We start from the raw sequence: 24,686 nt of genomic DNA on the forward strand, positions 1-24,686 counted from the left end.
ATTAAAATAGCGTATTTAGTTTAGCATCGTTATAATCTGTAATATAACCTAAGATATTCGGATAACCTTCAAACTCTTCGATTGTATGTGTGGTGGTTAATACCATACAGGGCATACCTGCATTTAAGGCAGATTCTACACCTTTCGGCGCATCTTCGAAAACCAGGCATTCTGCTGGTGTAATATTCAATGCTTTCGCTGCCTTTAAAAAAGTCTCTGGATCTGGTTTGCTTGTTTTTACATCATCTGCACTAATTATGGCATCCAGATAATGACGGATATTCAAGCCATCTATTACAAAATCTATATTAAAAGGTATTGCTGCAGATCCGATCGCCATTGGGATGTTAGCCTGTTTTGTTCGGTCCAAAAATCGATCTAATCCATCAATCAAAGCCAGGTGCGGCATATAACCTTGTTGATAACGCTTTTCTTTGTCGATAGAAAGGCGTTCTATTTCTTCAGCATTAAATTTACCTTTCCCGAAAACACGTTCTAAAACTTCGTGGTTCTTTCCATACATTTCTTTTTTTACGCTTTCGTAATCGAGACTGGCACCTAAGTCTTCCGTCATAATACTATACCAGGCCAAAGTATGGTATTCCATATCATTAATCATAGTACCGTTCAAATCGAAAAGAAAAGCTTTAGGCTTAAAATTCAAATCATACATATAGCTGCTAAATTATGTGATTTTTTTTACTGTTGGCAATCCTCTTCTATATTATGAAAAATAATAAGTATAATCGTTACTTTAACGTTAATAAATTTTTCCTACTTTAGCCTTAACCAAAAATAAATTAATATGGAGCCGAGTCTAATTTTGTGCGCAATTGTAGATCCGCTTTCACAAATTTTTAATCCATGAAAAAAATATTCTTTAAGGCTTTGCCCTTCGCTACACTATGTTTAGCCATTTCTTTTACTTCATGTAATCCTAAATCTGATAAGGAAACACAGGCAAACGTAAAAACCGATTCGTTAAAATACAGCAGCACCATTGATGGTAAAGCCGTTAAACTTTACACGTTGAAAAACAAACAGGGTGCTTCGGTATCGATTAGCAATTACGGCGGTAGGGTGGTTTCGCTGCTGGTGCCAGATAAAAACAATAAATTAACAGATGTGGTATTGGGTTACGATAGCGTGGGTGCTTACCGTAAAAAAGGCGAGCCGTTTTTTGGGGCCTTAATTGGCCGCTACGGAAACCGTATTGGCAAAGGTAAATTTACTTTAGACGGAAAAGAATACCAGTTACAGCTTAACGATGGGGTAAACACCTTACACGGCGGTACCGATGGCTTTTTCGGCAAAGTGTGGGATGCGAAACAACTGGATAGTACTAAGCTTGAATTAAGCTACGTTTCTAAAGATGGCGAAGCGGGTTATCCGGGTAAACTGGATGTGAAGGTAACTTATACTTTAACTGACGACAACGCCCTGCAAATTGATTACGTAGCAACCACTGATAAAAGCACCATTGTAAACTTAACCAACCATGCTTATTTTAATCTAAACGGCGAAGGTGATAGCACCATTTTAGACCACGAGCTAACCATTGATGCGAATGCTTATACACCAGTTGATTCAACCCTGATTCCGACAGGTAAATTGCAACCTGTTGCAGGTACTGCTTTCGATTTTAACAAAGCCAAACTAATAGGCAAACAAATTGGCGATAACGATGAGCAACTGAAATTTGGTAAAGGTTACGACCATAATTTTGCCTTAACCCATCACGATGGTAAAACACCGGTGGCTGTGGTAAAAAGTGCTAAAACGGGTATTATTTTATCGGTTATTACCACCGAGCCTGGCTTGCAGTTTTACAGTGGTAATTTCTTAACGGGTGTTGATAAAGATGGTAAAGGGGGTAAATCGTATCCACACCGTTCGGCTTTCTGTTTAGAAACACAGCACTTCCCTGATGCACCAAACCACCCGAATTTTGCTTCAACCGTACTTAAACCGAGCGAAACTTATAAAACGAGTACAACTTATAAGTTCTCAAAATAAGTTAATTGGTTAACCGTAAGTGTATGAAAGACCTCGCAGGTTTCTAAAATCTGCGAGGTCTTTTTATTGCAAAGACTATCTCCCTTAAATTACAATAACCTTTCAGGGAATTGTGAAATTTTTTCGATGGTGAGCTGTTGCATAATCTGATATAAATGCGCTTTAAACATATTAATGGTATGATCTCCGCCTTCGTTACCCAATGCACCAACGCCATACATAAACGGGCGGCCCATAAAGTTGAATTCAGAGCCTACCGCATGTGCCCTGGCTAAATCAACGCCCGAACGGATCCCTCCATCTAACATGATTTTAAGTTTAGATTTATAGGCTTCATTTCCGGCAAGTTTAATTAAAGAGTGGATAGATGATTCACCCGCATCAATTTGTCGTCCGCCATGATTCGAAACAATAACCCCATCAACACCGATCTGTATAGCTGCCTGCATATCTTCATCAGTAGCAATGCCCTTTAATACCAATGGTCCTTTCCAGATTTCGCGAATAGCCGAAACCTTTTCTATGTCAACTTTCCCTGTAAACGTTCTATTCATAAACTGCCCCAGCTGCGACATATCCATTCCTTTTTCCATATATGGCTTTAACGTAGCAAAAGAAGGGATACCATGTTGAAGTGTTTTAATGCCCCATAATGGCCTTGCAAATGCCTGTAAAATATTGTTTACCGACATTTTAGGTGGTATAGAAAGGCCACTTTTAATTTCTTTATATCTTAACCCGAAGGCGGGAACATCTACCAGCACAACCAAAACCGGGCACTCAACCGCTTTTAATCGCGATAAAATATCATCCCTCAGTTTATTTTCAGTAGGGTGATAAAGCTGAAACCAGGCTTTTCCTTCAGAAACTTCTGCAATGCGCTCGATACTGCTGGTAGATACCGTACTCAGCGTATAGGGAATATCGTGTTTGGCTGCAGCCTTGGCCAGAATCTCAGGTGCATTGGGCCACATTAAACCCTGTAAACCAATAGGGGATACGCCAAAAGGTGCACTGTATTTACGGCCAAAAAGCTCAACCGACATATCAATATCTCCACCTACACGTAAATAATTTGGTTTTAAGTATATATCATCGAAATCTGTTTCGTTACGGGCAAGGTTAAGCCCTTCGTTACAGCCACCTTCTAAATAATCGAATGCAAATTTCGGTATCCTGTTTTTTGCTTTACGTCTAAGGTCAGCTACAGAAGGATATTGAGGGTGATAAGGAAACGTAATTTTTTTGCTCATTATTTAATTATTGTCTTAGCTGAAGGCATGTTAAAAATCGAAAACTAACACAATATGTTGTAATCTCCGTCCTGCACTATCGGCTATATTTCGTTTTTTGGAGAATTTAGGCACCAGGTATTAGCTCTGGCAGCGTAAAAAGCAATCTTTAAAGGCTGTAAAATCTCTTCGCATTATCAGAAAAGATCATTTTTCTTTCAGCAACCGTAAACCGTTCTGTATACTTATTTACCAAATCAAACCAATCTTGGTAAGGCCTGCTGATTAACATCACCGGCCAATCGCTACCATACATTAACCGTTCAGGGCCAAACTGTTCAAATATGACATCGAAGCAGTTAAACAACTCTTTTTCGGTCCAGTTTTTCCAGTCAGCCTCGGCTAACAGGCCAGATACTTTACACAATACATTTGGGTTGGCAGCCAAAGTTTTAATATTTTCTGCCCACACTTTCAAATCCTGACTTTTTACATCCGGCTTGCCGCAATGATCCAATACAAATGGTTGATCGGGAATTTGATCAACCATTTGTATAATGGCTTCCAACTGATTGTGGTAGCACAACAAATCGTAAGTATAATTGTACTTTTTTAACCGCTTAATACCTGTAATAAAAGCCGGATTAAGGATAAAATCGCGGTTCTCGGCCTGCAGGACATGTCGCCAGCCTTTAATAGTTTTATGATTTTGCCAAAAGCTTAAACGTTCATCCAGATTGGGGTTAAGCAAATCAACCCAACCCACAATACCTTTTATAATTTCGCTCTGCGCTGCCAATTTCAAGAGAAAATGGTTTTCCTCTTCAGACTGACTGGCCTGCACAGCAATACATCCGGTAATATGCAGATTGTTGTAAGGCTCCACCAGGTTTTCAGGAGAAAAATCTTTTTGGATGATTTGCATATCGTCATTAATCCAGTTATCTCTAACCGAGTCAAAATTCCAAAAATGTACGTGGGTATCAATCATATTAAAAAAGCACTAAAGTTTAAATATCTGGTCCATTAAGATCCATTTTTCGCCCGGTTTGGCACCAGGTAGAGCCTGCTGGAATTTCCACATGAGGGTTTCCCATTCCTGCACTTTAGGATTGGCTAAATCAGCAGCGCTTTTCGCTTCAAAAGAAAAGCTTTCGTTCACTTCCATAATCATAAACAGCCTATTACCAGTGTGGTATATATCCAGATTTTCGATGCCAGACGAGCTGATACTTTCTTTAATTTCAGGCCAAACTGATTGATGGTATTGCTTATATTCTTCAATAAGCTTTGCATCATCAACCAGATCGAGTGCCAGGCAATATCTTTTCATATTAATTTTCGCTGTAAGCTTTAACAGTTTGCTTGCTGGTACCTAAACCATCAATACCTAATTCCACTACATCTCCAGGTTTTAAATACCAAGGCTCAGGTTTTTGGCCTAAACCAACACCCGCAGGCGTACCCGTTGTAATTACATCGCCCGGTAAAAGGGTCATAAACTGACTGATATATGAAACCATAAACGGCACATTGAAAATCAGGTTTGAAGTGTTACCATCCTGCAATGTTTTACCGTTAACAGTTAACCAAAGGCGTAAGTTATGCACGTCGGCAATTTCATCCTGTGTAGCAATAAATGGCCCGATCGGCGCGAAAGTATCACAGCTTTTTCCTTTTACCCATTGGCCGTTTCTTTCAATCTGAAACTCACGTTCGCTATAATCGTTGTGCAACACATAACCTGCAATATGATCCAAAGCATTTTCTTCGGAAACATAACTCGCTTTTTTACCCACAACAATGCCCAATTCTACCTCCCAGTCGGTTTTTTTACTGTTTTTAGGAATAATTAAGTCATCATTTGGGCCAACTATGGCAGAAGTAGCTTTAAAGAATAAAATCGGCTCTGAGGGGATTGGCGCATTGGTTTCTGCAGCATGGTCTTTGTAATTTAGACCTACACAGATAATTTTAGAAGGGCGTGCCAAAGCCGGACCAAGGCGTACACCTTTATCAACCTGAGGCAAATCAGCAGATTCGATGTCTTTTTTAAGTTTTTCTAAGCCATCGCCACCAAAGAATGCTTCGTTATAATCGCTAACCAATGCAGATACATCAAAATAATTATCGCCGATAATTACACCGGGTTTTTCTGCTCCTGCTTCGCCAAATCTTATTAATTTCATTATAAAACGCTTTATCGTATTTAAAAATATTTATTAATTGTTTAATGTTGTAAATCCGCCGTCAATTGGGTAGTCGCAACCGGTAATAAATGCGGCTTCATCGCTACATAAATATAAAGCTAACGCACCAATTTCCTCAGGTTTAGCCATACGGCCGATAGGTTGTGTTTTAGATAACTTCTCAAACATTTCAGAGATGTTATCCGGGTAGTTTTTCTGTAAAAAGCCATCTACAAATGGTGTATGCACCCTTGCCGGAGAAATAGAATTACACCTGATATTTTCACCGATGTAATCTTTGGCCACGCTCATGGTCATGGCTTTTACAGCGCCTTTTGCTGTGCTGTAGGCAAAACGATCTGGTAAGCCAACTAATGCGGCAATAGAAGCCATATTGATGATTACACCACCACCAGCTAAACGGATTTGCGGAATAGCGGCATACAAACAGTTGTAAACACCTTTAACATTTACACGCATTATCCGGTCGAAATCGCTTTCTTCAGTGGTATCGGCTTTGCCAATATGTGCAATACCTGCATTATTTACTAAAATATTGATGCTTCCAATTTGCTCAAAAACGGCTTTAACCGCCTGGTGATCTGAAACATCGCAAGCATAACTGTAAGCTTCACCGCCATTTGTTTTAATTTCACCTAAAGTATCCTGAGCCTGTTCGGTTCCCAATTCGATGATATGAACCTCAGCACCCTGTTTGGCTAAAATAGTTGCAATAGCTCTTCCTATGCCGCTTCCCCCGCCTGTAACTACGGCTTTTTTGTTTTTTAGTGAAAACATGTATATGATTGGTTATAAATTATAATTGATTAGGATACAAATAAAATAAATATTCTTGATTAAAAATTTTATCTTCTTGCCTAAATATTAACAGATATTGTCATACGTCATTCTGGATATTCCAATAGCCTTACCTTGCATAAATTTTACAAAGCCGATCAGCATTATTACTTATATTTGAATATTATATTTATATTTAAAAATAAATATTAACCAAATATTACATATAAACCTAGCAAATGGGTTTTGTTATTAGAGCCAATTTGAATGAGAAGTTTTCTGATTTTTATTTCCTGTTATTTTCTATCGATATCATTTTCTAATGCCAGTGTTCGGGCGCCGAAAACAATTGTAATTTCTACGGAAAATCATGTTCGCGTGCGTTTTGGCGCAGAAAAGCTATCAAAAGCTTTAGTGAAGTTGGATTATTCAACCAAAATCGAACAAAAGGATAAACTTGCTGCAAATAACAATGTTATTGCAATTGGGGTGTTTTCAGATAAACTTTTTGTCAATAATCTTCCAGCAGAGATTAAAAATAAGATTTCAACGGCAAAAAAAGAAGGCTTTCATATCTATACAGGGAAAAACGGAATGTTTTATGTAATTGGGAATGATGCATCGGGTGCGCTGTACGGATGTATAGAACTGGCTGATCAGATCAATAGCACAGGTAAATTACCTACGGAGCTGGCATTTTCCGACCAGCCAGAAATGGTATTGAGAGGTACTTGTGTCGGTCTACAGAAACCAGATTACCTGCCCGGACATGATGTTTATGAATATCCCTATACACCAGAAACTTTCCCATGGCTTTACGATAAAGCTTTATGGATCAAGTACCTGGATATGATGGTCGAGAACCGCTATAATTCACTTTATTTATGGAATGGACATCCTTTTTCGTCGTTGCTGCGCTTAAAAGATTATCCTTATGCAGTAGAGGTTGATGATGCTACTTTAAAAAAGAATGAAGAAATCTTCCAGTTTTTAACTAAGGAGGCCGATAAACGAGGTATATGGGTGATTCAGATGTTTTACAATATTATTATTCCAAAACCCTTTGCCGATAAACACGGCTTAAAAACACAAGATCGAAACCGTCCGATTATTCCTTTAATTGCCGATTATACCCGTAAATCGATCGCCTCATTTGTCGAGAAATATCCGAATGTAGGCTTAATGGTGGCTTTAGGCGAAGCAATGGAAGGCGTGGGGCAGGATGATATAGATTGGTTTACCAAAACAATTATCCCAGGGGTTAAAGATGGATTAATAGCAGCTGGCATTAAGGAAGAACCTCCGATTGTACTTCGTGCACATGATACTGACGCACCAAGTGTGATGAAAGCTGCTTTACCTTTATATAAAAATTTATATACCGAAAATAAGTTTAATGGTGAGGCTTTAACTACTTACACACCGCGTGGAGCATGGGCTGATTTAAACAGGAAATTAGCTGCGATTGGCACTATCAACATTTCAAACGTCCATATTTTAGCTAATCTAGAGCCGTTTCGTTATGGTTCGGCAGACTTTATTCAGAAATCAGTTCAGGCAATGAACAAGATTTATGGTGCAAAAGGTTTGCATTTGTATCCTCAAGCCAGTTATTGGGACTGGCCATATGCTGCAGATGATGTAAAAGGAAGGTTATTGGAAGTAGACCGCGATTGGATCTGGTACAAGGAATGGGCAAGATATTCGTGGAATTCGCAAAGAGAACGTAGTGAAGAAATTAACTATTGGGCAAATGAGCTGGCTAATAAATATGGTGTTAATTTAACTGGAGGTAAAGCTATTCTGAATGCCTATGAAGAATCGGGTGAAATATCACCCAAACTTTTGCGTAGGTACGGCATTACCGATGGCAATCGACAAACGTTAACCCTAGGCATGTTGATGACTCAGCTCATTAATCCGTTCCGTTACGGGTTGTTTACGTTAATGTACGAATCGGAAGCCCCAGAAGGCGAAATGATTATCGAATACGCTGAAAGAGAGTGGAAGAAACAAGGCCATATTGGAGAAACGCCAGTTCAGGTAGCACGCGAAGTGGTTGAACATGGCAAAAAAGCCATTCAATCTATTAATGAGGCTGCACCCAGCATAACAAAAGATACTGCAGAGTTTAAGCGACTTAGAAATGATATCTACTGTTATGATGAAATGGCTAATTTTTATGCAGAAAAAGTTAGGGCAGCCTTATGGATACTGCGGTATAAAAATTCGAACCAGGTATCCGATTTAGAACAGGCATTGCCTTTTCTTCAAAAAAGCGTAGATCATTATGCTAAACTGGTTAAATTAACTGAACACAGTTACCTGTACGCCAATAGCATGCAAACCAAACAACGGAAAATCCCGATGCGTGGTGTAGATAAAACTTTTATCCATTGGAAAGAGATGTTGCCTGTGTTTAATAAAGAACTTGATCATTTTAAACATAGCATTGATTCTCTAAAGTCAACAAAACAGGGAACAGTTGCTGCAATTATACCTTATAAAACTGCCGATATTAAAGTCTTAAACGAAACAGAAAGTTATGTGGTAGCCAAAGATGCACAGCTTTTTACAGATACTGCAATTAAGATTAAAGAAGTTGCAGCGCAGTTACTAGGTTTAAAGGGAATTAAACTGACAAAGGAAAAGCAAATTAAAATTGGAACGGAAATTAAATTCAGCACCAAAGCACCTGTAAAACTGCTGATAGGCTTTTTTAATCAGAAAGATCCTCAATATCTTGCTCCTCCACAGTTGGAAACAGATGCGAGTGCCAATAACTATGGACAATCTGAAATCAAGATATCGAATGCGTTGGTGCCTTATGGCTTTCCACCGGTAAATGTTCATGCTTATTCTTTCCCTGCAGGAACACATACTTTAAATTTAGGTAAAGGGACCTGCCTGGTTTTAGGGTTTATTGATGACAAACAGGAACTGCGGATTTTTAATGCAGGTTTAGATGGTAGAGGAAAAGATATCGATTGGTTATTTGAATAATGATGAATACAAGAAATTTAATTGCAACAGCAGCATTGTCGGTGTTGACAATCACGGGCTTTGCACAGCAGAAATCAATCCTGGGTACTGAAAAGCTGAAGAAATATGTGACATATTTCAATTCTATTGACACCGAGGCGGTTAAAAACTTTGTGCCCAATGCTGAAGCCTTTACATGGTTAGCTGAGCAGATACCTTTGTTCGAATGCCCCGATTCGGTATTGGAGCAAAACTATTACTACCGCTGGTGGACTTACCGCAAACACCTGGTTAAGACTCCTGAAGGATTCATTTTTACTGAGTTTATCGAACCGGTTAAACATGCAGGGAAATACAATTCCATCAGCTGCGCATTAGGTCATCATATTTACGAAGGCAGGTGGTTAAAGGACAATGCTTATTTAAAAGATTACATTAAATTTTGGCTCTACTATGCTGATGTTGGCCAAACGAAACAACGTTTCCATCAATTTAGCAGCTGGGTAGATGATGCTGTCTATCAGAATTATCTGGTGCAGCCTGATCAGGGATTTTTGAAGGAAATTTTGCCTGCCTTGGATAAAGATTATAGCAAATGGGAATCTGAAAGGCAGCTTAAAAACGGCCTGTTCTGGCAAAATGATGTGAAAGATGGCATGGAAGAATCGATCAGTGGTTCACGTAGAGACCAGAACCAACGGCCAACCATAAACAGTTATATGTACGGCAATGCCATGGCTTTGGATAAAATTGCAGTTCTTTTAGGCGATAAAACCTTAGCTGACAAATACAAAAACAAAGCAACTGTACTCAAAAAGCTGGTTCAGGATAGTTTGTGGAATGCTGCTTCCTCGTTTTTTGAAACAAGAAAAGCCAAAGGAGGTTCATCGGATGTTAGAGAAGCCATCGGTTTTACACCATGGGAATTTAACTTACCCGATGATCAGTCAAAGTATGCAAAAGCCTGGGATCAGTTATTGGATACTGCCGGATTTAAAGCGCCCTGGGGCTTAACCACGGCTGAAAGAAGAAACCCAACATTCAGAACAAGGGGAACAGGGCACAGTTGCGAATGGGATGGAGCGCTTTGGCCTTTTGCCAGCTCACAAACGTTAAAAGGATTGGCCAATCTGTTAACCAATTATAAAAAACATGGTAAAATGACTGCTGAAGTCTTTTACCAGGAACTGTACCAGTATGCTGCTTCTCATGTTAAAAACAGAAAACCTTACATAGGTGAGTATCAGGATGAAAAAACCGGAGAATGGTTAAAAGGTGATAATCCAAGGAGCAGTTTTTACAATCATTCTACTTTTAATGATCTAATCATCAATGACCTGATCGGAATAAAACCACGTCAGGATAATGTGCTTGAAATATTCCCCTTAATCCCTAAAAACCAGTGGGATTGGTTCATGTTAGATCAAGTTTCGTATCACCATAAAACGTTGACTATTTTGTGGGATAAAACCGGAAAAAAATATAATAAGGGCAAAGGATTGTTGGTGTTTGTGGATGGTAAAGAGATTTATAAAGGAAAGGATTTAAAGCCTTTAAAAGTTCAAATGAATTAATTGTTTAACGATAAAATCGTAACACTATTTTGCACTCGTTCGGAAACGGGCGCAAGCATGATCGTCATTGCGAATTGAAGCGTTGAAATGCGGAAAGAGTGAAGCAATCTTTAAAACAGAAAATCCTCGGTCTGTGTCCTCACAGACCGAAACTTAAAATCTTGTTTCGTGAAGACACGAACCAAGGCTTGACAAAAAAATATAACCAAATGAAACATTCCATTAACATCATTAAAGCTTTAATTTTCATCCTTGCTTTTGGTATCGGCTTAACTGCAAAATCCCAGTCTTATTACAACGTAGTTAAATACGGCGCTAAAAACGACAGCAGTAAACTGGCGACGACAGCAATTAAAAATGCAATAGAAGCGGCCTCAAAAGCTGGCGGCGGAACCGTTTATTTTCCGGCCGGAAAATACCTAACTGGTGCTATACATTTAAAAAACAACATTACCATATTGATTGATGCAGGTGCCGAATTGCATTTCAGCGATAATTTTGATGATTATTTACCCATGGTAAAAAGCCGTTACGAAGGTGTTGATGTAACCAGTTTTTCGCCCTTGTTTTATGCCTATAAAGTAGAAAATATCTCCATTATTGGTCGGGGGATAATTGATGGACATGGTAAAAAGTGGTGGGATTTTGTAGAAGGGTATAAAGAGGGGCAAGCACGTTCTAAATGGCAAATTATTTTTGAGGGCTTAAATAAAGATATTATTTTGCCAGATGATCCTAAACAAATGAAACGTGGCTTTCTTCGTCCGCCGTTTATACAACCCATGTTCTGTAAAAATGTGCTGATCGATGGGATAACCATCCGCAATTCGCCTTTTTGGACCGTAAATCCCGAGTTCTGCGAAAATGTTAAGGTTCATGCCGTTACCATTAACAATCCCCATTCGCCGAATACAGACGGGATAAATCCTGAGTCTTGTAAAAATGTGCACATTTCAGATTGCCACATCAGTGTAGGAGATGATTGTATCACGATCAAGTCGGGCAAAGATGCACCAGGACGAAAAATGGCCATTCCGGCAGAAAATTATGTGATTACAAATTGTACCATGCTGTCTGGTCATGGAGGCGTGGTTATTGGTAGTGAAATGTCGGGTGATGTACGTAAAATAGCCATCTCGAACTGTGTCTTCGACGGAACAGATAGGGGGATCCGCATTAAAACAGCCCGTGGAAGAGGCGGTGTTGTTGAAGAGATCAGAGTGAGTAATATTATCATGAAAAACATTAAAGATCAGGCTATTGTGTTGGATATGCAGTATGCAAAAACAAATATAGAAGCTGTTTCTGATCGAACTCCTATCTTTAGAAATATCCATTTCAGCAATATCACCGGTCAGGTTAACCAGGCAGGTTATTTAAATGGTTTAGAAGAAATGCCTATCGATAATATTACCTTCAATGATATTAATATGGATGCCAAAACTGGTTTTTCTATTAATAATGCCAGTAATATTGAGTTTCATAACGTAACGGTGAATACCGAATTAGGTGCATCGATAAAGGCATTAAAGGTGAATAATTTAATTGTTGATGGTTTAAAAAGTAATAAACCTCATGCCAATGCCGCTGTAATTGATATCACTAATGTATCTGATCTGTTCCTGTACAATGCTTTCCCAACGAAAGAAACCGTTACTTATTTGAAATTAAGCGGGGCCGAGACTAAAAATATATACTTAGGAAATAATAATTTTAGACGAGTGAAAGAGGCCGTTAAAAAGGAGAAGGAAGTAAACAGTAACATCGAAATTATTTCAGGCGATAAAGGACAATAATATGAGGTTTAAACTTTTATTAAGTACATTATTTTTAATATTGACTGCTCATTTTAGCAGCTTTGCACAAGAAAACAACCATACGTTATGGTACAATAAGGCTGCAGAAAAGTGGACGGATGCTTTACCAATAGGGAATGGCAGATTGGGCGCCATGATTTTCGCCGGAACGGCTGTTGATCATATCCAGTTTAACGAAGAAACCGTTTGGACGGGCAAACCCAGGGATTATAACCGAAAAGGCGCCTATCAATACCTGCCAGAGATCAGAAAATTACTTTTTGAAGGGAAACAGGCAGCAGCTGAGGCTTTAGCACAAGAACATTTTATGGGCTTGCAAAGTAGCTCAGGCGACAGGAAAGTCTGGGTAAATGAAATGAAAGCCGGCAAAGGCATTCAGGGCAATCCTGCGCTTACAAATTTTGACGATAAACTTTGGAAAACCATAAAAGTACCTGCCTATGAAGGTTGGGAAACGGTAGGCTTAGCCAATTTAGACGGCACCGTTTGGTTCAGGACCACTTTTGATGTGCCCGAAAACTGGACTGGAAAAGATCTTATACTCGATCTTAACCGTATCCGAGACCAAGATTTTACCTATATCAATGGCGAACTGGTTGGCAATACCGATAATACGGAGCCCAGAAAATACACCATTCCAGCAAAGCTGATTAAAAAAGGCAGAAATGTGATTGCCATCCAGGTGCTTAATTATTTCGACAAAGGCGGATTGGCTGGTTATAAAGACAGTACAAAAAAGATTGGTATTTATCCTGTTGGCGAAAGTATGGAGCAGGGCATTTCGTTAGTTAAAGATTGGAAATATAAAATCCAGGATGAAAATCCGCCAGCCGTTCCACAATACCAGGGAAGTTATCAGCCTTTTGGAGATTTGAACCTATATTTCAAGCAGACCAAATCTGTTGTTACTAATTACAAACGGTCTTTGGACATCAGCACAGCCGTTGCACAAACAACTTATACTATAAATGGTGTAAATTATCAGCGTGAGTATTTTGCAAGTCAGCCAAACCAAGCCATTGTAATCCATTTAACGGCCGATAAAAAAGCATCTATCAGTTTCGATGCTGAACTTTCCAGTGCTCACCGAAAATCATCCGTAAACGCTTTAGGAAATAATGTAATTGCTTTATCTGTTCAGGTTAAGGATGGCGCGATTAAGGGAGAAAGCCGATTAACAGCTTTAATCAAAAATGGATCTGTGAAAATGATTAATGGCAAAATTAGCATCAATCAGGCAGATGAAGTGACACTTTATTTGACAGGCGGAACCAATTTTATCAATGCACAAGATGTATCTGGGAACCCCGCAACTGCTAATATTAAAGCTTTGAATGGATTAAAAGGTAAATCGTACACAGAAATCAAACAGAAGCACATTAAAGAATATCAAAGCTATTATAACACCTTTAGTGTCGATTTTGGCCGATCAGATAATGAGAACCTTCCCACAGACGAAAGATTAACAAAATTTGCAACGGCTAACGATCCTGCTTTCGCAGCACTGTACATGCAGTATGGAAGATATTTGTTGATTTCCAGTTCGAGACCCGATACTCAGCCAGCCAATCTTCAGGGGATTTGGAACGATTTGCTTACACCACCATGGGGAAGCAAGTACACCACCAATATTAACCTCGAAATGAATTACTGGCCAACTGAAATTCTCAATTTATCGGCCTTAAACGAGCCGCTTTTCAACAAAATCAAAGGACTGGCGAAAACCGGAGCCGAAACGGCAAAAGCATATTACAATGCCCGTGGTTGGGTTTTACATCACAATACCGATTTATGGAATGGAACAGCGCCCATCAATGCTTCAAATCATGGTATTTGGGTAAGTGGAAGTGGTTGGTTAAGTGAGCATTTATGGGAGCATTATCAATTTAGTAAAGATCGTAAGTTTCTGGAAAGTGAAGCCTATCCTTTAATGAAACAAGCTGCTTTGTTTTATGAAGATTTTTTAGTGAAAGATCCTAAAACTGGCTGGTTGATCAGTACGCCATCTAATTCGCCTGAAAATGGTGGTTTAGTGGCTGGCCCAACAATGGACCACCAGATTATCAGATCGCTTTTCAGAAATTGCATAGTAGCTGCCGAAACGCTTAATGTAGATGCGGAATTTAGAAAATCGCTAGCTGAAAAAGTTAAACAGCTGGCACCAAATCAGATAGGCAAATACGGACAGTTACAAGAATGGTTAACCGATGTAGACGATACCGCAAGTAAACACCGCCATGTTTCTCATTTATGGGGTGTGTATCCTGGAAATGATATTAACTGGGATAGTAACGAAAAGATGATGCAAGCAGCAAAACAATCTTTATTGTATCGGGGAGATGATGCTACAGGCTGGAGTCTTGCCTGGAAGATCAATTTCTGGGCCAGGTTTAAAGATGGTGATCATGCCATGAAACTGGTAAAAATGTTAATGAAACCTGCTAATAATGGCGCAGGTTCTTATGTGAATCTTTTTGATGCGCATCCGCCTTTCCAAATAGATGGAAACTTTGGTGGTGCAGCCGGAATCGCTGAAATGATTGTGCAAAGCCATCAGGGTTATCTGGATATTTTACCGGCTTTACCAACAGCCATGCCGCATGGCGAAATTAAAGGGCTCTGTGCCAGAGGTGGCTTTGAGCTGGATTTAACCTGGGATAAGGGCATGCTTACTTCACTTATAGTAAAATCTAAAACAGGTGGGAATTGTCAGCTACGTTATAAAAATTCAGTTGTTCTACTTAGAACTAAAGCTGGTGAAAGTTATAAACTGAACGGAGATTTGAAATTGCTATAAAATATGGATAATAAAATCGTCATTGCGAGGAGGAACGACGAAGCAATCTCCTTTACAAAAGACTTATTTAAAGTTAATTTTTCAAATATTTTTTGCCGCATACACCTTGGTTCGTGTCACCACGAACCAAAAAGAATTCAATTTAAACAGTTGTTTTTATTGCTGTTATTCTTCATCATATATAGAGCCAATCCCCTTTATGCACAAAGGCAAACCAGAAAAGATATTTTACTAAACGCCAATTGGCTCAGCATTGCCGATGAGAAAAACAAAAATGCTTTTGATGGCTTTCAGCTGGTTAGCTACAAAACCTTAAACTGGAAAAAAGTAAATGCTCCACATAACTGGGATCAATACGAAGGCTATCAACGCAAACTTCATGGCAATAAACATGGTTATGCCTGGTACCGAAAAACATTTCAAACCAACGAAATTAAGGTTGGAAAACGGTTTTTTCTGTATTTCGAAGGCGTAGGTTCGTATGCAACAGTTTGGTTAAACGGTAAAAAAGTGGGCTACCATGCTGGCGGGCGAACAACTTTTACTTTGGATGTTACTGCCGCAATTAAATTGAATAATCAGGAAAATATCTTGGCAGTTCGGGCTGATCATCCCGCAAATATCCAAGATTTACCCTGGGTTGATGGCGGCTGCTCTACCGAACGCGGTTTTTCAGAAGGTTCGCAGCCCATGGGGATTTTCCGTCCGGTTCACTTAATTGTGACTAATGATATCCGCGTTGAACCATTTGGTATCCACATTTGGAACGATAATCAAATCTCAGAAAAGGCGGCCATTCTGAATCTGAGTACTACGGTTAAAAATTATAGTTTAAAGCCTAAAAATATAAGCGTTGTAAACAGATTGCTAGATCTGAATGGAAAACAGATTAAAGAGCTGACAAAATCTCTTGTTGTTCCTGCCGGGAAAGAAATTCAGATCGACCAGCAGACTGACAAGATCATCAGTCCAAAACTTTGGTCGTTGGAAAATCCATATCGCTATACTTTTCAAACCACCATTATAGAGAATGGAAAAATTGTAGATGAACTGAAAACGCCCTATGGCATCCGGTGGATCAGCTGGCCATCCGATAGCTATCGGATGGGCAATCAGGCCAGTCAGAAACAGTTTTTATTGAACGGAAAACCTGTTTTTATTAATGGGATTGCTGAATATGAGCATTTAATTGGTCAGAGCCATGCTTTTAGTAACGAACAGATCAGTTCGAGAGTTAGGCAAATTAAAGCTGCAGGTTTTAATGCTTTCCGTGATGCACATCAACCACATAACTTATTGTATTCTGATTATTGGGATAAAGAAGGGATTTTATGCTGGACCCAAATGGCCGCACATATCTGGTATGATACACCAGAATTCAGAAAAAACTTTAAAGCACTTTTAACAGATTGGGTAAAAGAACGCAGAAACAGTCCTGCAGTGGTGTTATGGGGCTTGGAAAACGAAAGTACTTTGCCTGAAGATTTCGCGAAGGAATGCACAGAGCTGATTAGAAAATTAGATCCGACAGCTTCATCACAAAGAAAAGTAACTACTTGTAACGGCGGAAAAGGAACGGATTGGGATGTTCCTCAAAACTGGACCGGCACCTATGGTGGTAATCCGTTAACTTATGGCGAAGATCTTCAGAGACAGGTTTTGGTTGGCGAATACGGTGCCTGGCGAACGATTGATCTTCATGATACAGATGACAATGGTAAAGGTTATACCGAAAATAAAATGACTGATCTGATGGAAACAAAAGTTCGCCTGGCCGAATCGGTAAAAGATAAAACCGCTGGTCATTTTTTCTGGCTGTATAGCTCGCATGATAACCCTGGAAGGGTGCAAGGTGGCGAGGGATTAAGAGATTTAGATCGGGTAGGCCCGATAAATTACAAGGGCATGTTTACACCTTGGGAGGAGCCTACGGATGTATTCTACATGTTCAGGGCAAATTATGCCCCAAAGCAAACTGAGCCTATGGTATATATTGTTTCGCATACCTGGCCAAACCGTTGGAACAAACCAGGTATAAAAGATAGTGTTGTGGTTTATTCTAACTGCGATGAAGTGGAACTGTTTAATGATGTAAACGGCAAATCTTTAGGCAGAAGAAAACGTGGTGCAATCGGTACACATTTCCAATGGAACAAGCCTGATATCCAATATAATGTATTATATGCAGTAGGTTACGTGAACGGAAAAGCTGTAGCTAAAGACCAAATGGTATTGCAAAATCTGCCTAAAAGTCCAAATTTCGACACTTTAATCAAGGATAAAAAATTAACAGTACCATCTCAGGGATATAATTATGTGTACCGCGTAAACTGCGGTGGTGGTGATTATATAGATGCCAACGGGAATAAATGGTCTGCAGATAGGAATTTAAGCGCTCCTGATAACTTTGGCTCTACCTCATGGACTGCTAATTTCTCGGGTATACCTGATTTTTTCGCCAGTCAACGCCGTACTTTTCAACCCATTAATGGCACCAAAGATTGGAAGCTTTTTCAGACTTTCAGATATGGCAGAAATCAGTTGAAATATCACTTTCCGCTACCTGACGGCGAATATCTGGTTGAGCTTTATTTTATAGAACCTTGGCTGGGTATTGGCGGAGGTTTTGATGTCAAAGCCATGCGCTTATTTGATGTGGCATTTAATGGCAAAACCGTTATTAAAGATTTAGATATCTGGAAAGAAGCGGGTAGTAACACTTTATTGAAAAAAACAATTAAAGCTTCAATCAAAGGTGGCTTTTTGGATATTAACTTCCCTGAGGTGAAAGTGGGTCAGGCAGTTATTTCGGGCATTGCCATAGCTAGTTTAAATCAAAATATTAAACCTGCATCAGCAAGTAATTCGCTTTTAACAAAAATAAAAAATGCTGAATTAAACAGCTGGCTCGATATTGGAGAAGAGCAGTTTAAAGGGGAGAAATCATCATTTACCCATTTACCTTCAAATTTATATGGTGCAGAATGGTTAAAAGCTTCAAGAGGACAGGAAAGTATCGAATTTACGGCTACCGATAGTGTTGACACTTTTATTGCGCTGAATAAAAAAAGTAGTATTCCGCAAGGATTTGAAAATACTAAAACCACTTTGAGCAACAGCAATGATGAAACGTTTGATCTTTATCGCAAAAGACTTATTCCCAACGAAAGTATCATTTTTAATAGTAGAGTGGCAACCGTTTTTGTATTGCCCATTAGCCATTTACAACCCGCTTATGATTTAAAAACCACCACAACCTACAAAGCTACTGACGCTATTTTAGAAGGTAAAGATGTTGTGAAAGCAATTTTAATGGATAAACAGCGTGTAATTTTTAATGCGATGAGCCAAGGGAGCTTAACCTGGCAGCTATCAGTTGGTGTTGCCGATACCTATTCCTTAACTCTAAAATACCATAATCCGTCCGATCAGCCCTTGAAAGCCAAACTGGAATTTTTATCGGCAGATGGTACATTAATGAAAACAGAAATGGTTGAATTTGCACCAACTAAAACCGGAAAATGGAATTACCTCAGTACCAATACCGGCAGCATGATTAATGCCGGGACTTATAAACTCAAATTGATTGCTACAGAAACCAAAGGACTGGCAGTTGATGCTTTAGATGTTCAATAAGATAAGATGGTACAATATGTGGCCAAAATCTTATATTAATGTTGATATTTAGTCATGCATATTTGTTTTAACCAAATTAATAAACGAGCCAACAAATAATGAAAGGACTTCCTGTAGTCGATCTTGCAATCATCTTCATTTATCTTGTTGGAATGATATTAGTTGGGGTTTATTTTTCGAGGAAAAATAAGAACTCCGAGCAATTTACAAAAGCTTCGGGCCTGATCCCCGGATGGGCGATAGGTTTATCTATTTATGCAACATTTTTAAGTAGCAATACTTTTTTAGGGGTGCCCGGTAAGGCTTTCGGGAGCAATTGGAATGCATTTGTATTCAGCATTTCGATGCCGCTAGCAGCATGGATCGCTTCAAAATATTTTGTTCCATTTTATAGGAATACTGGCGAAATATCGGCCTATACCCATTTAGAAAAACGTTTTGGTGCATGGGCAAGGGTATATGCAGTTATTTGTTTCCTATTAACGCAGCTGGCCAGAATGGGATCGATATTTTTCGGTATTGCCCTGAGCTTACAGGCACTTACAGGTTATTCCATGCAGATGATTATGATTGTAATGGGCATTTGTATCATTGTTTATACCGTTCTAGGAGGAATTGAAGCGGTAATATGGACAGAAGTGGTACAAGCGGTAGTGAAAACATTTGGTGCCTTACTCATTCTGTATTTAATCATTTCGAATATGCCGGGAGGAGTTTCGAAGGTTGTAGAAATCGGGAAATCTGCTGATAAATTTAGCCTTGGCAGTTTTAAGCTCGATTTTGTAGGATCATCGTTTTGGGTGGTGTTACTTTATGGTTTTTTTATCAATCTGAATAACTTCGGAATGGACCAAAACTACATCCAGCGTTACCATACGGCATCATCAAGTAAAGCAGCTTCGAAATCGATCTGGTTGTGCGTATGGTTATATATCCCGGCATCATTGCTCTTTTTTATTATAGGATCTTGCTTGTACGCCTATTACGAAATCAATCCAGAATTGGTGCAGTCGATAAAACACCAGGTGGCGATAGAACGTTTGCCCTTACATGCTTCGGCAGCAGAGGTGTTGAAGGTACAGCATACATTACTGCCATCAGATTATGGCGACAAAATTATGCCACATTTTATGGTGACTAAAATCCCTATAGGTTTGGTTGGTTTAATTGTATCAGCCATCTTATCTGCGGCAATGAGTACCATAAGCTCTGGAATGAACGCTTCAGCAACAGTGTTTTCGGTTGATATTTATAAAAGATATTTTAAGCCTGATGTAACCGAAAAGCAGAATTTATCACTGTTACATTTGGCCACTATTGGCTTTGGTTTGTTGGGTATGATTGCTGGTATTGCGATGATTGGCGTAAAAAGCATTTTAGACATTTGGTGGGAATTATCAGGTATTTTTGCGGCAGGAATGTTGGGGCTATTCCTTTTGGGTATTATCAGTAGGCAAACTAAAAACCATGAAGCCATAACAGCAACAACAATCGGCATTGCCGTAATTATATGGATGACATTTTCTTCACTTCTTCCTCCAGAATATGAAGTTTTTAGAAATCCTTTACATAAAAACATGATTATCGTGATCGGCACTTTAACCATTTTTTTAGCTGGACTTTTCCTGACGAAAATTAAAAACGAAAAAACTAAAACAGCCCATTAAAAACCATTCTGGTTTTATCAGGCAATTAAATAGAACAATTTACCATATCAGAATATAATGGAAAACTCACAAAAAGGGTTCATCCCGGTAATGCTCATGCCTTTTTTAAGCAACGGGAACATCGATTACCCGGCACTTACACAGCTTACAGAGATTTATTTACAGGCTGGATCATCGGGTTTATTTGCCAATTGTCTGTCGAGCGAAATGTTTGAATTGACTGGTAAAGAACGAATTCAGGTCATAAAACATGTGATAAAAGTAGTAGATGGGGCAGTACCCGTAATAGCTACCGGGACCTTCGGGGGGGAAATCAGCAAACAGGCCGATTTTGTGAAAGAAGTAAGCGATGCGGGGGTAGAAGCGGTGATTGCAATTAGCAGTTTACTTGCCGAAGAAAATGAAACTGACGAGGTTTTTAACGAAAGGGTATTCGATCTTTTACACCAGACAGATAAAATTCCATTAGGATTTTACGAATGCCCTGTGCCTTATAAAAGAGTATTAAAACCACAACAATTAGCCGATTTTGTTTCTACCGATCGAGTGATTTACCATAAAGACACCTGCCTGGACCTTGTACAGATTAAAGAAAAACTCAAACTGACAGAAGGTAAGACTTTTGGATTATACGATGCATATATCGTACATGCGGTAGAATCGCTAAAAGCCGGAGCTTCAGGTTTATCTTGTATCCAGGGGAATTACTTTCCAGAATTGATTGTATGGCTTTGCGACCATTACAATGATGAAGCTTTTAAAGATGAAGTACAGGTGGTACAACAGTTTTTAATCGATAACATGGACGTAATGCATAACGTTTATCCAGTAGTATCGAAATATTTCCTGCAAAAGAGAGGGCTTAATATTTCGACTTTTACCCGTAGAAATGTAGGCTCGTTTACGCCAAGCATAGTAAAAGGAGTAGAAACATTGTTTGATGATTATACCTTGTTACGCAATAACTTAAATATTAAGATTTTTATATAGTGGTACAGTCGTCATCCTGAATTTGTTTCTGGATTTCTTTAGCTGGTAATTTTTGTCGGTTCGTCATACCCAATCTGATTGGGAACCATGGAGTGTTTATGAAAGCTTCTGAACAATTGTAATGTAATACGCTTTAAGATTCCTGCCTGCGCGGGAATGACGACCGATCTTTCAATGCGGTCGTCATCCTGAACTTGTTTCAGGATCTATTTTGCTGGACCTTATAGGTCTTAAAAACCTATAAGGTCTGAATAAATACTTAATTCAAATACTTCCTCTTATAGTCTAAAGGCGTCATCCCCGTTACCTTTTTAAAATGCCGGTAGAAGTTAGATACATTATTAAAACCACAATCAAAACAGATCATTTCGGTTGGTAGCTTGTTTTCAATCAAGAAACGGCAGGCGTGGCTCACCCTAATTTCGATCAGGAAATCATAAAAGGTCTTCTTCGTCATCAGTTTAAAATACCTGCAGAAAGAAGTTACGCTTAAATTACTCAATGAAGCCACTTCTTCCAATGTAATATCCTTTTTATAATTACTTAGGGTATAATTACAGATTTTATTGATTCGGAGTGTTTCAGACTCATTGCTTTGATAGAATGTATTTTTGCTCGTTACAATCGTCGAAAATTCATCCGTTTCTGCCAATGTTTTTAAGATAGATAAAAGGATAATGATCCGGTCCAAATTGGTCGCATCAACAGCAGCCCGCATTAAATCAACCAGTTTATCTTTAGCTTTCCCTTTAATTACCATTCCGCTTTTGGCTTTTTCGAATAATTTAGGGATCAGGTAAGCTTCAGGCAAAGTAAGCATGTATTTACCCAAACAATCGGGTAAGAAATGGATCACCATGGCTTCGGTTGTAAGATCGGGGTTATTTTGGAAATATTCATCTTTACAACGCCAGGTATGAGGCAGGTTTTCACCTAAAAGCACCATCTCATCTGGCACAAAATTACTGATGTTGTCGCCAATAAAACGAACGCCTTCTCCTTTGATTACATAATGCAATTCCAGTTCAGGATGGTAGTGCCAGATATTTCCAAAGTCAGGTTTGATATCGTGACGGATGCTAAATGAACTTTGTAAGGTAATTGGAACTTTATGAAAATGAGGTTTCATGTAACTAATAAATATTTGGTTAGGACTGTATTACAATATTCTACAAATTATGCCACAGTGGTCTAAAGTTAGCGAGTTTAATGATAACATCCTATATTAATTTGATAAAAACTATCAGGAAATAGTGTTTTTCATTGTTGAGTTTTGTATATAGCCGTAAAGGCGTAACCCAAATATAAACTGACAAATTATTTTTATATAAATTATTTGTTCATTAATAAATCATGAGACAAGGCAAACAAGGCGAAATTCTACTGGTTTCTAGCGGAGATTTACGGCTTTCGGCAAATCAAAACTGCTGGGCTGCTCAAGTCGAAATGGAACGGAAATTAACTTTGGCCATCGAACAATTTGGCTGGAAAGTTAAACGCGCTCATTCATACAATTCAACAAAAAAACATGGCTTTATCGATTCGCAAAGAATGGGTATGGATATCTTTAGAAATATTGATCCCAACCAGCCTTTAATTGTAGCAGAAAGCGTTTGGCAATACTCTCATCACGTATTAGCCGGACTTACCACACATCGTGGACCAATATTAACCGTAGCCAACTGGAGCGGCCAATGGCCTGGTTTAGTGGGCATGTTAAACCTAAATGGTTGTTTAACCAAGGCAGCTATACCTTATAGTACTTTATGGAGTGAAGATTTTACTGATGATTTTTTTACTAAAGGACTACAGGAATGGCTCTCGACTGGTAAAATTAGCTACGATCAGAGTCATGTGAAAGGTTTTGCACTCAGTAAAATCCCAGCAGGTGATGACAAGATAGGAAGAACCTTTGCCCGGAATTTAAAAGCGCGTAAAGTAATTATGGGCGTGTTTGATGAGGGCTGCATGGGTATGTACAATGCTATCATTCCCGATGAATTACTCCATAAGACTGGTTTTTTTAAAGAACGTTTAAGTCAATCGGCGCTGTACGCGGCTATGTTACAGGTAACGGATGCCGAAGCAGAAGCTGTTTTAGACTGGCTTTTGCAAAAAGGAATGACCTTTAACTGGGGTACTGAAGAAGAAACACAGTTAACCAAAAGACAAACGCTAGAACAGTGTAAAATGTATATTGCAGCTGTAAGAATAGCGGATGATTTTAGCTGCGATACCATTGGGATACAATACCAGCAAGGCCTAAAAGATTTAACCGTTGCGAGTGATCTGGTAGAAGGTTTGTTAAATAACGAAGGCCGGCCGCCAGTATTTTCTGTAGATGGTAAAGAACTTTACCCAAAACGTGCTTTACCGCATTTTAACGAGGTAGATGAATGTGCAGGTTTAGATGCCCTGGTAACCTACAATCTTTGGAAAGAATTAGGAATGACCGGAGAAAACACCCTTCACGATATCCGTTGGGGCGAATATTACAAAAATGATGATGTAAATGGTTTTGTTTGGTTGTTTTTAATCTCCGGAGCAGCACCACCTGCACATTTTATTGATGGTTATGCCGGAGCAAGCAGCGATAGGCAGCCAGCTATGTATTTCCGTTTAGGCGGTGGATCGTTAAAAGGTGTTAGTAAACCGGGGTTCATTGTTTGGAGCCGTGTTTATATAATGGATAATGAATTACATTGCGATTTAGGCGTTGGGGAAGTAGTAGCTTTGCCTGAGGAAGAAACCAAAAGACGTTGGAACGGAACAACACCCGAATGGCCCATTATGCATGCCATTTTAAAAGGTATAAGCCGCGATCAGCTAATGGCCAGACATAAAGCCAATCACATTCAGGTGGTTTATACCAATTATGAAGCCGGTGCACACGAAGCTTGCCGCATTAAAGCCGCTGCAATGGATGAACTTGGCTTAAAAGTGCATTTTTGTGGGGATGTGAATCTAAAAAAAATAAATACAATTTAA

At 39.0% G+C, this 24,686-nt stretch carries 16 protein-coding genes; 9 read left to right on the plus strand and 7 right to left on the minus strand.

What is annotated here, in order from left to right:
• Window position 1: 1 nt before the first annotated feature.
• Window positions 2–673: an HAD family phosphatase gene (locus FHT21_RS08270; RefSeq protein ID WP_167294221.1), complete on the minus strand. Its 672-nt coding sequence runs from the start codon at window positions 671–673 to the stop codon at window positions 2–4.
• A 191-nt stretch (window positions 674–864) separates the two neighbouring features.
• On the opposite strand from FHT21_RS08270, the gene FHT21_RS08275 reads away from it, so the two are divergent.
• Window positions 865–2,016, plus strand: coding sequence for an aldose epimerase family protein (locus tag FHT21_RS08275; protein WP_167294222.1), 1,152 nt, complete (start codon window positions 865–867; stop codon window positions 2,014–2,016).
• 89 nt (window positions 2,017–2,105) lie between these two features.
• On the opposite strand, the gene FHT21_RS08280 is transcribed toward FHT21_RS08275, so the two are convergent.
• The 5 genes from FHT21_RS08280 to FHT21_RS08300 form a co-directional block, all read right to left on the minus strand.
• Window positions 2,106–3,269, minus strand: a complete 1,164-nt coding sequence (locus FHT21_RS08280; RefSeq protein ID WP_167294223.1) for an alpha-hydroxy acid oxidase — start codon at window positions 3,267–3,269, stop codon at window positions 2,106–2,108.
• A gap of 148 nt (window positions 3,270–3,417) precedes the next feature.
• Window positions 3,418–4,239: an amidohydrolase family protein gene (locus tag FHT21_RS08285; RefSeq protein ID WP_167294224.1), complete on the minus strand. Its 822-nt coding sequence runs from the start codon at window positions 4,237–4,239 to the stop codon at window positions 3,418–3,420.
• A gap of 12 nt (window positions 4,240–4,251) precedes the next feature.
• Window positions 4,252–4,581, minus strand: a complete 330-nt coding sequence (locus FHT21_RS08290; protein WP_167294225.1) for an L-rhamnose mutarotase — start codon at window positions 4,579–4,581, stop codon at window positions 4,252–4,254.
• 1 nt (window position 4,582) lies between these two features.
• Window positions 4,583–5,437 (minus strand): fumarylacetoacetate hydrolase family protein, encoded by an 855-nt coding sequence (locus FHT21_RS08295; protein ID WP_167294226.1) that lies wholly within the window; start codon window positions 5,435–5,437, stop codon window positions 4,583–4,585.
• Between the two features lie 33 nt (window positions 5,438–5,470).
• The gene (locus FHT21_RS08300) at window positions 5,471–6,235 is read right to left on the minus strand and encodes an SDR family oxidoreductase (protein WP_167294227.1); all 765 of its coding nucleotides are present in this window, start codon (window positions 6,233–6,235) and stop codon (window positions 5,471–5,473) included.
• A 267-nt stretch (window positions 6,236–6,502) separates the two neighbouring features.
• Between FHT21_RS08300 and FHT21_RS08305 the strand changes: the two genes are divergently transcribed.
• The 7 genes from FHT21_RS08305 (at window position 6,503) to FHT21_RS08335 (ending at window position 21,698) form a co-directional block, all read left to right on the plus strand.
• The gene (locus tag FHT21_RS08305; RefSeq protein WP_167294228.1) at window positions 6,503–9,238 is read left to right on the plus strand and encodes a hypothetical protein; all 2,736 of its coding nucleotides are present in this window, start codon (window positions 6,503–6,505) and stop codon (window positions 9,236–9,238) included.
• Complete coding sequence (locus tag FHT21_RS08310; RefSeq protein ID WP_208398893.1) at window positions 9,238–10,791, plus strand: glycosyl hydrolase family 65 protein; 1,554 nt, start codon at window positions 9,238–9,240, stop codon at window positions 10,789–10,791. Before FHT21_RS08305 ends, FHT21_RS08310 begins: the two co-directional genes overlap by 1 nt.
• Before the next feature lie 209 nt (window positions 10,792–11,000).
• Window positions 11,001–12,587: a glycoside hydrolase family 28 protein gene (locus FHT21_RS08315; protein WP_167294229.1), complete on the plus strand. Its 1,587-nt coding sequence runs from the start codon at window positions 11,001–11,003 to the stop codon at window positions 12,585–12,587.
• 1 nt (window position 12,588) lies between these two features.
• The gene (locus tag FHT21_RS08320; RefSeq protein WP_167294230.1) at window positions 12,589–15,405 is read left to right on the plus strand and encodes a glycoside hydrolase N-terminal domain-containing protein; all 2,817 of its coding nucleotides are present in this window, start codon (window positions 12,589–12,591) and stop codon (window positions 15,403–15,405) included.
• A 3-nt stretch (window positions 15,406–15,408) separates the two neighbouring features.
• Window positions 15,409–19,041 (plus strand): malectin domain-containing carbohydrate-binding protein, encoded by a 3,633-nt coding sequence (locus FHT21_RS08325; protein WP_167294231.1) that lies wholly within the window; start codon window positions 15,409–15,411, stop codon window positions 19,039–19,041.
• Window positions 19,042–19,139: 98 nt separating this feature from the next.
• On the plus strand, window positions 19,140–20,708 hold the full coding sequence (locus FHT21_RS08330) for a sodium:solute symporter (RefSeq protein ID WP_167294232.1): 1,569 nt from the start codon (window positions 19,140–19,142) through the stop codon (window positions 20,706–20,708).
• A 57-nt stretch (window positions 20,709–20,765) separates the two neighbouring features.
• A complete protein-coding gene (locus FHT21_RS08335) occupies window positions 20,766–21,698 on the plus strand; it encodes a dihydrodipicolinate synthase family protein (RefSeq protein WP_167294233.1) in 933 nt (310 codons plus the stop codon).
• A 259-nt stretch (window positions 21,699–21,957) separates the two neighbouring features.
• Here the strand turns inward: FHT21_RS08335 and FHT21_RS08340 are convergent, their stop codons facing one another.
• Window positions 21,958–22,827 carry an AraC family transcriptional regulator gene (locus FHT21_RS08340; RefSeq protein WP_057935132.1) on the minus strand — a complete coding sequence of 290 codons (870 nt, stop codon included), beginning with the start codon at window positions 22,825–22,827 and terminating at the stop codon, window positions 21,958–21,960.
• A 224-nt stretch (window positions 22,828–23,051) separates the two neighbouring features.
• Between FHT21_RS08340 and FHT21_RS08345 the strand changes: the two genes are divergently transcribed.
• A complete protein-coding gene (locus FHT21_RS08345) occupies window positions 23,052–24,686 on the plus strand; it encodes a fucose isomerase (protein ID WP_167294234.1) in 1,635 nt (544 codons plus the stop codon).

Source organism: Pedobacter sp. SG908, from assembly GCF_011759615.1.
In the GTDB taxonomy this organism is placed as follows: domain Bacteria; phylum Bacteroidota; class Bacteroidia; order Sphingobacteriales; family Sphingobacteriaceae; genus Pedobacter; species Pedobacter riviphilus.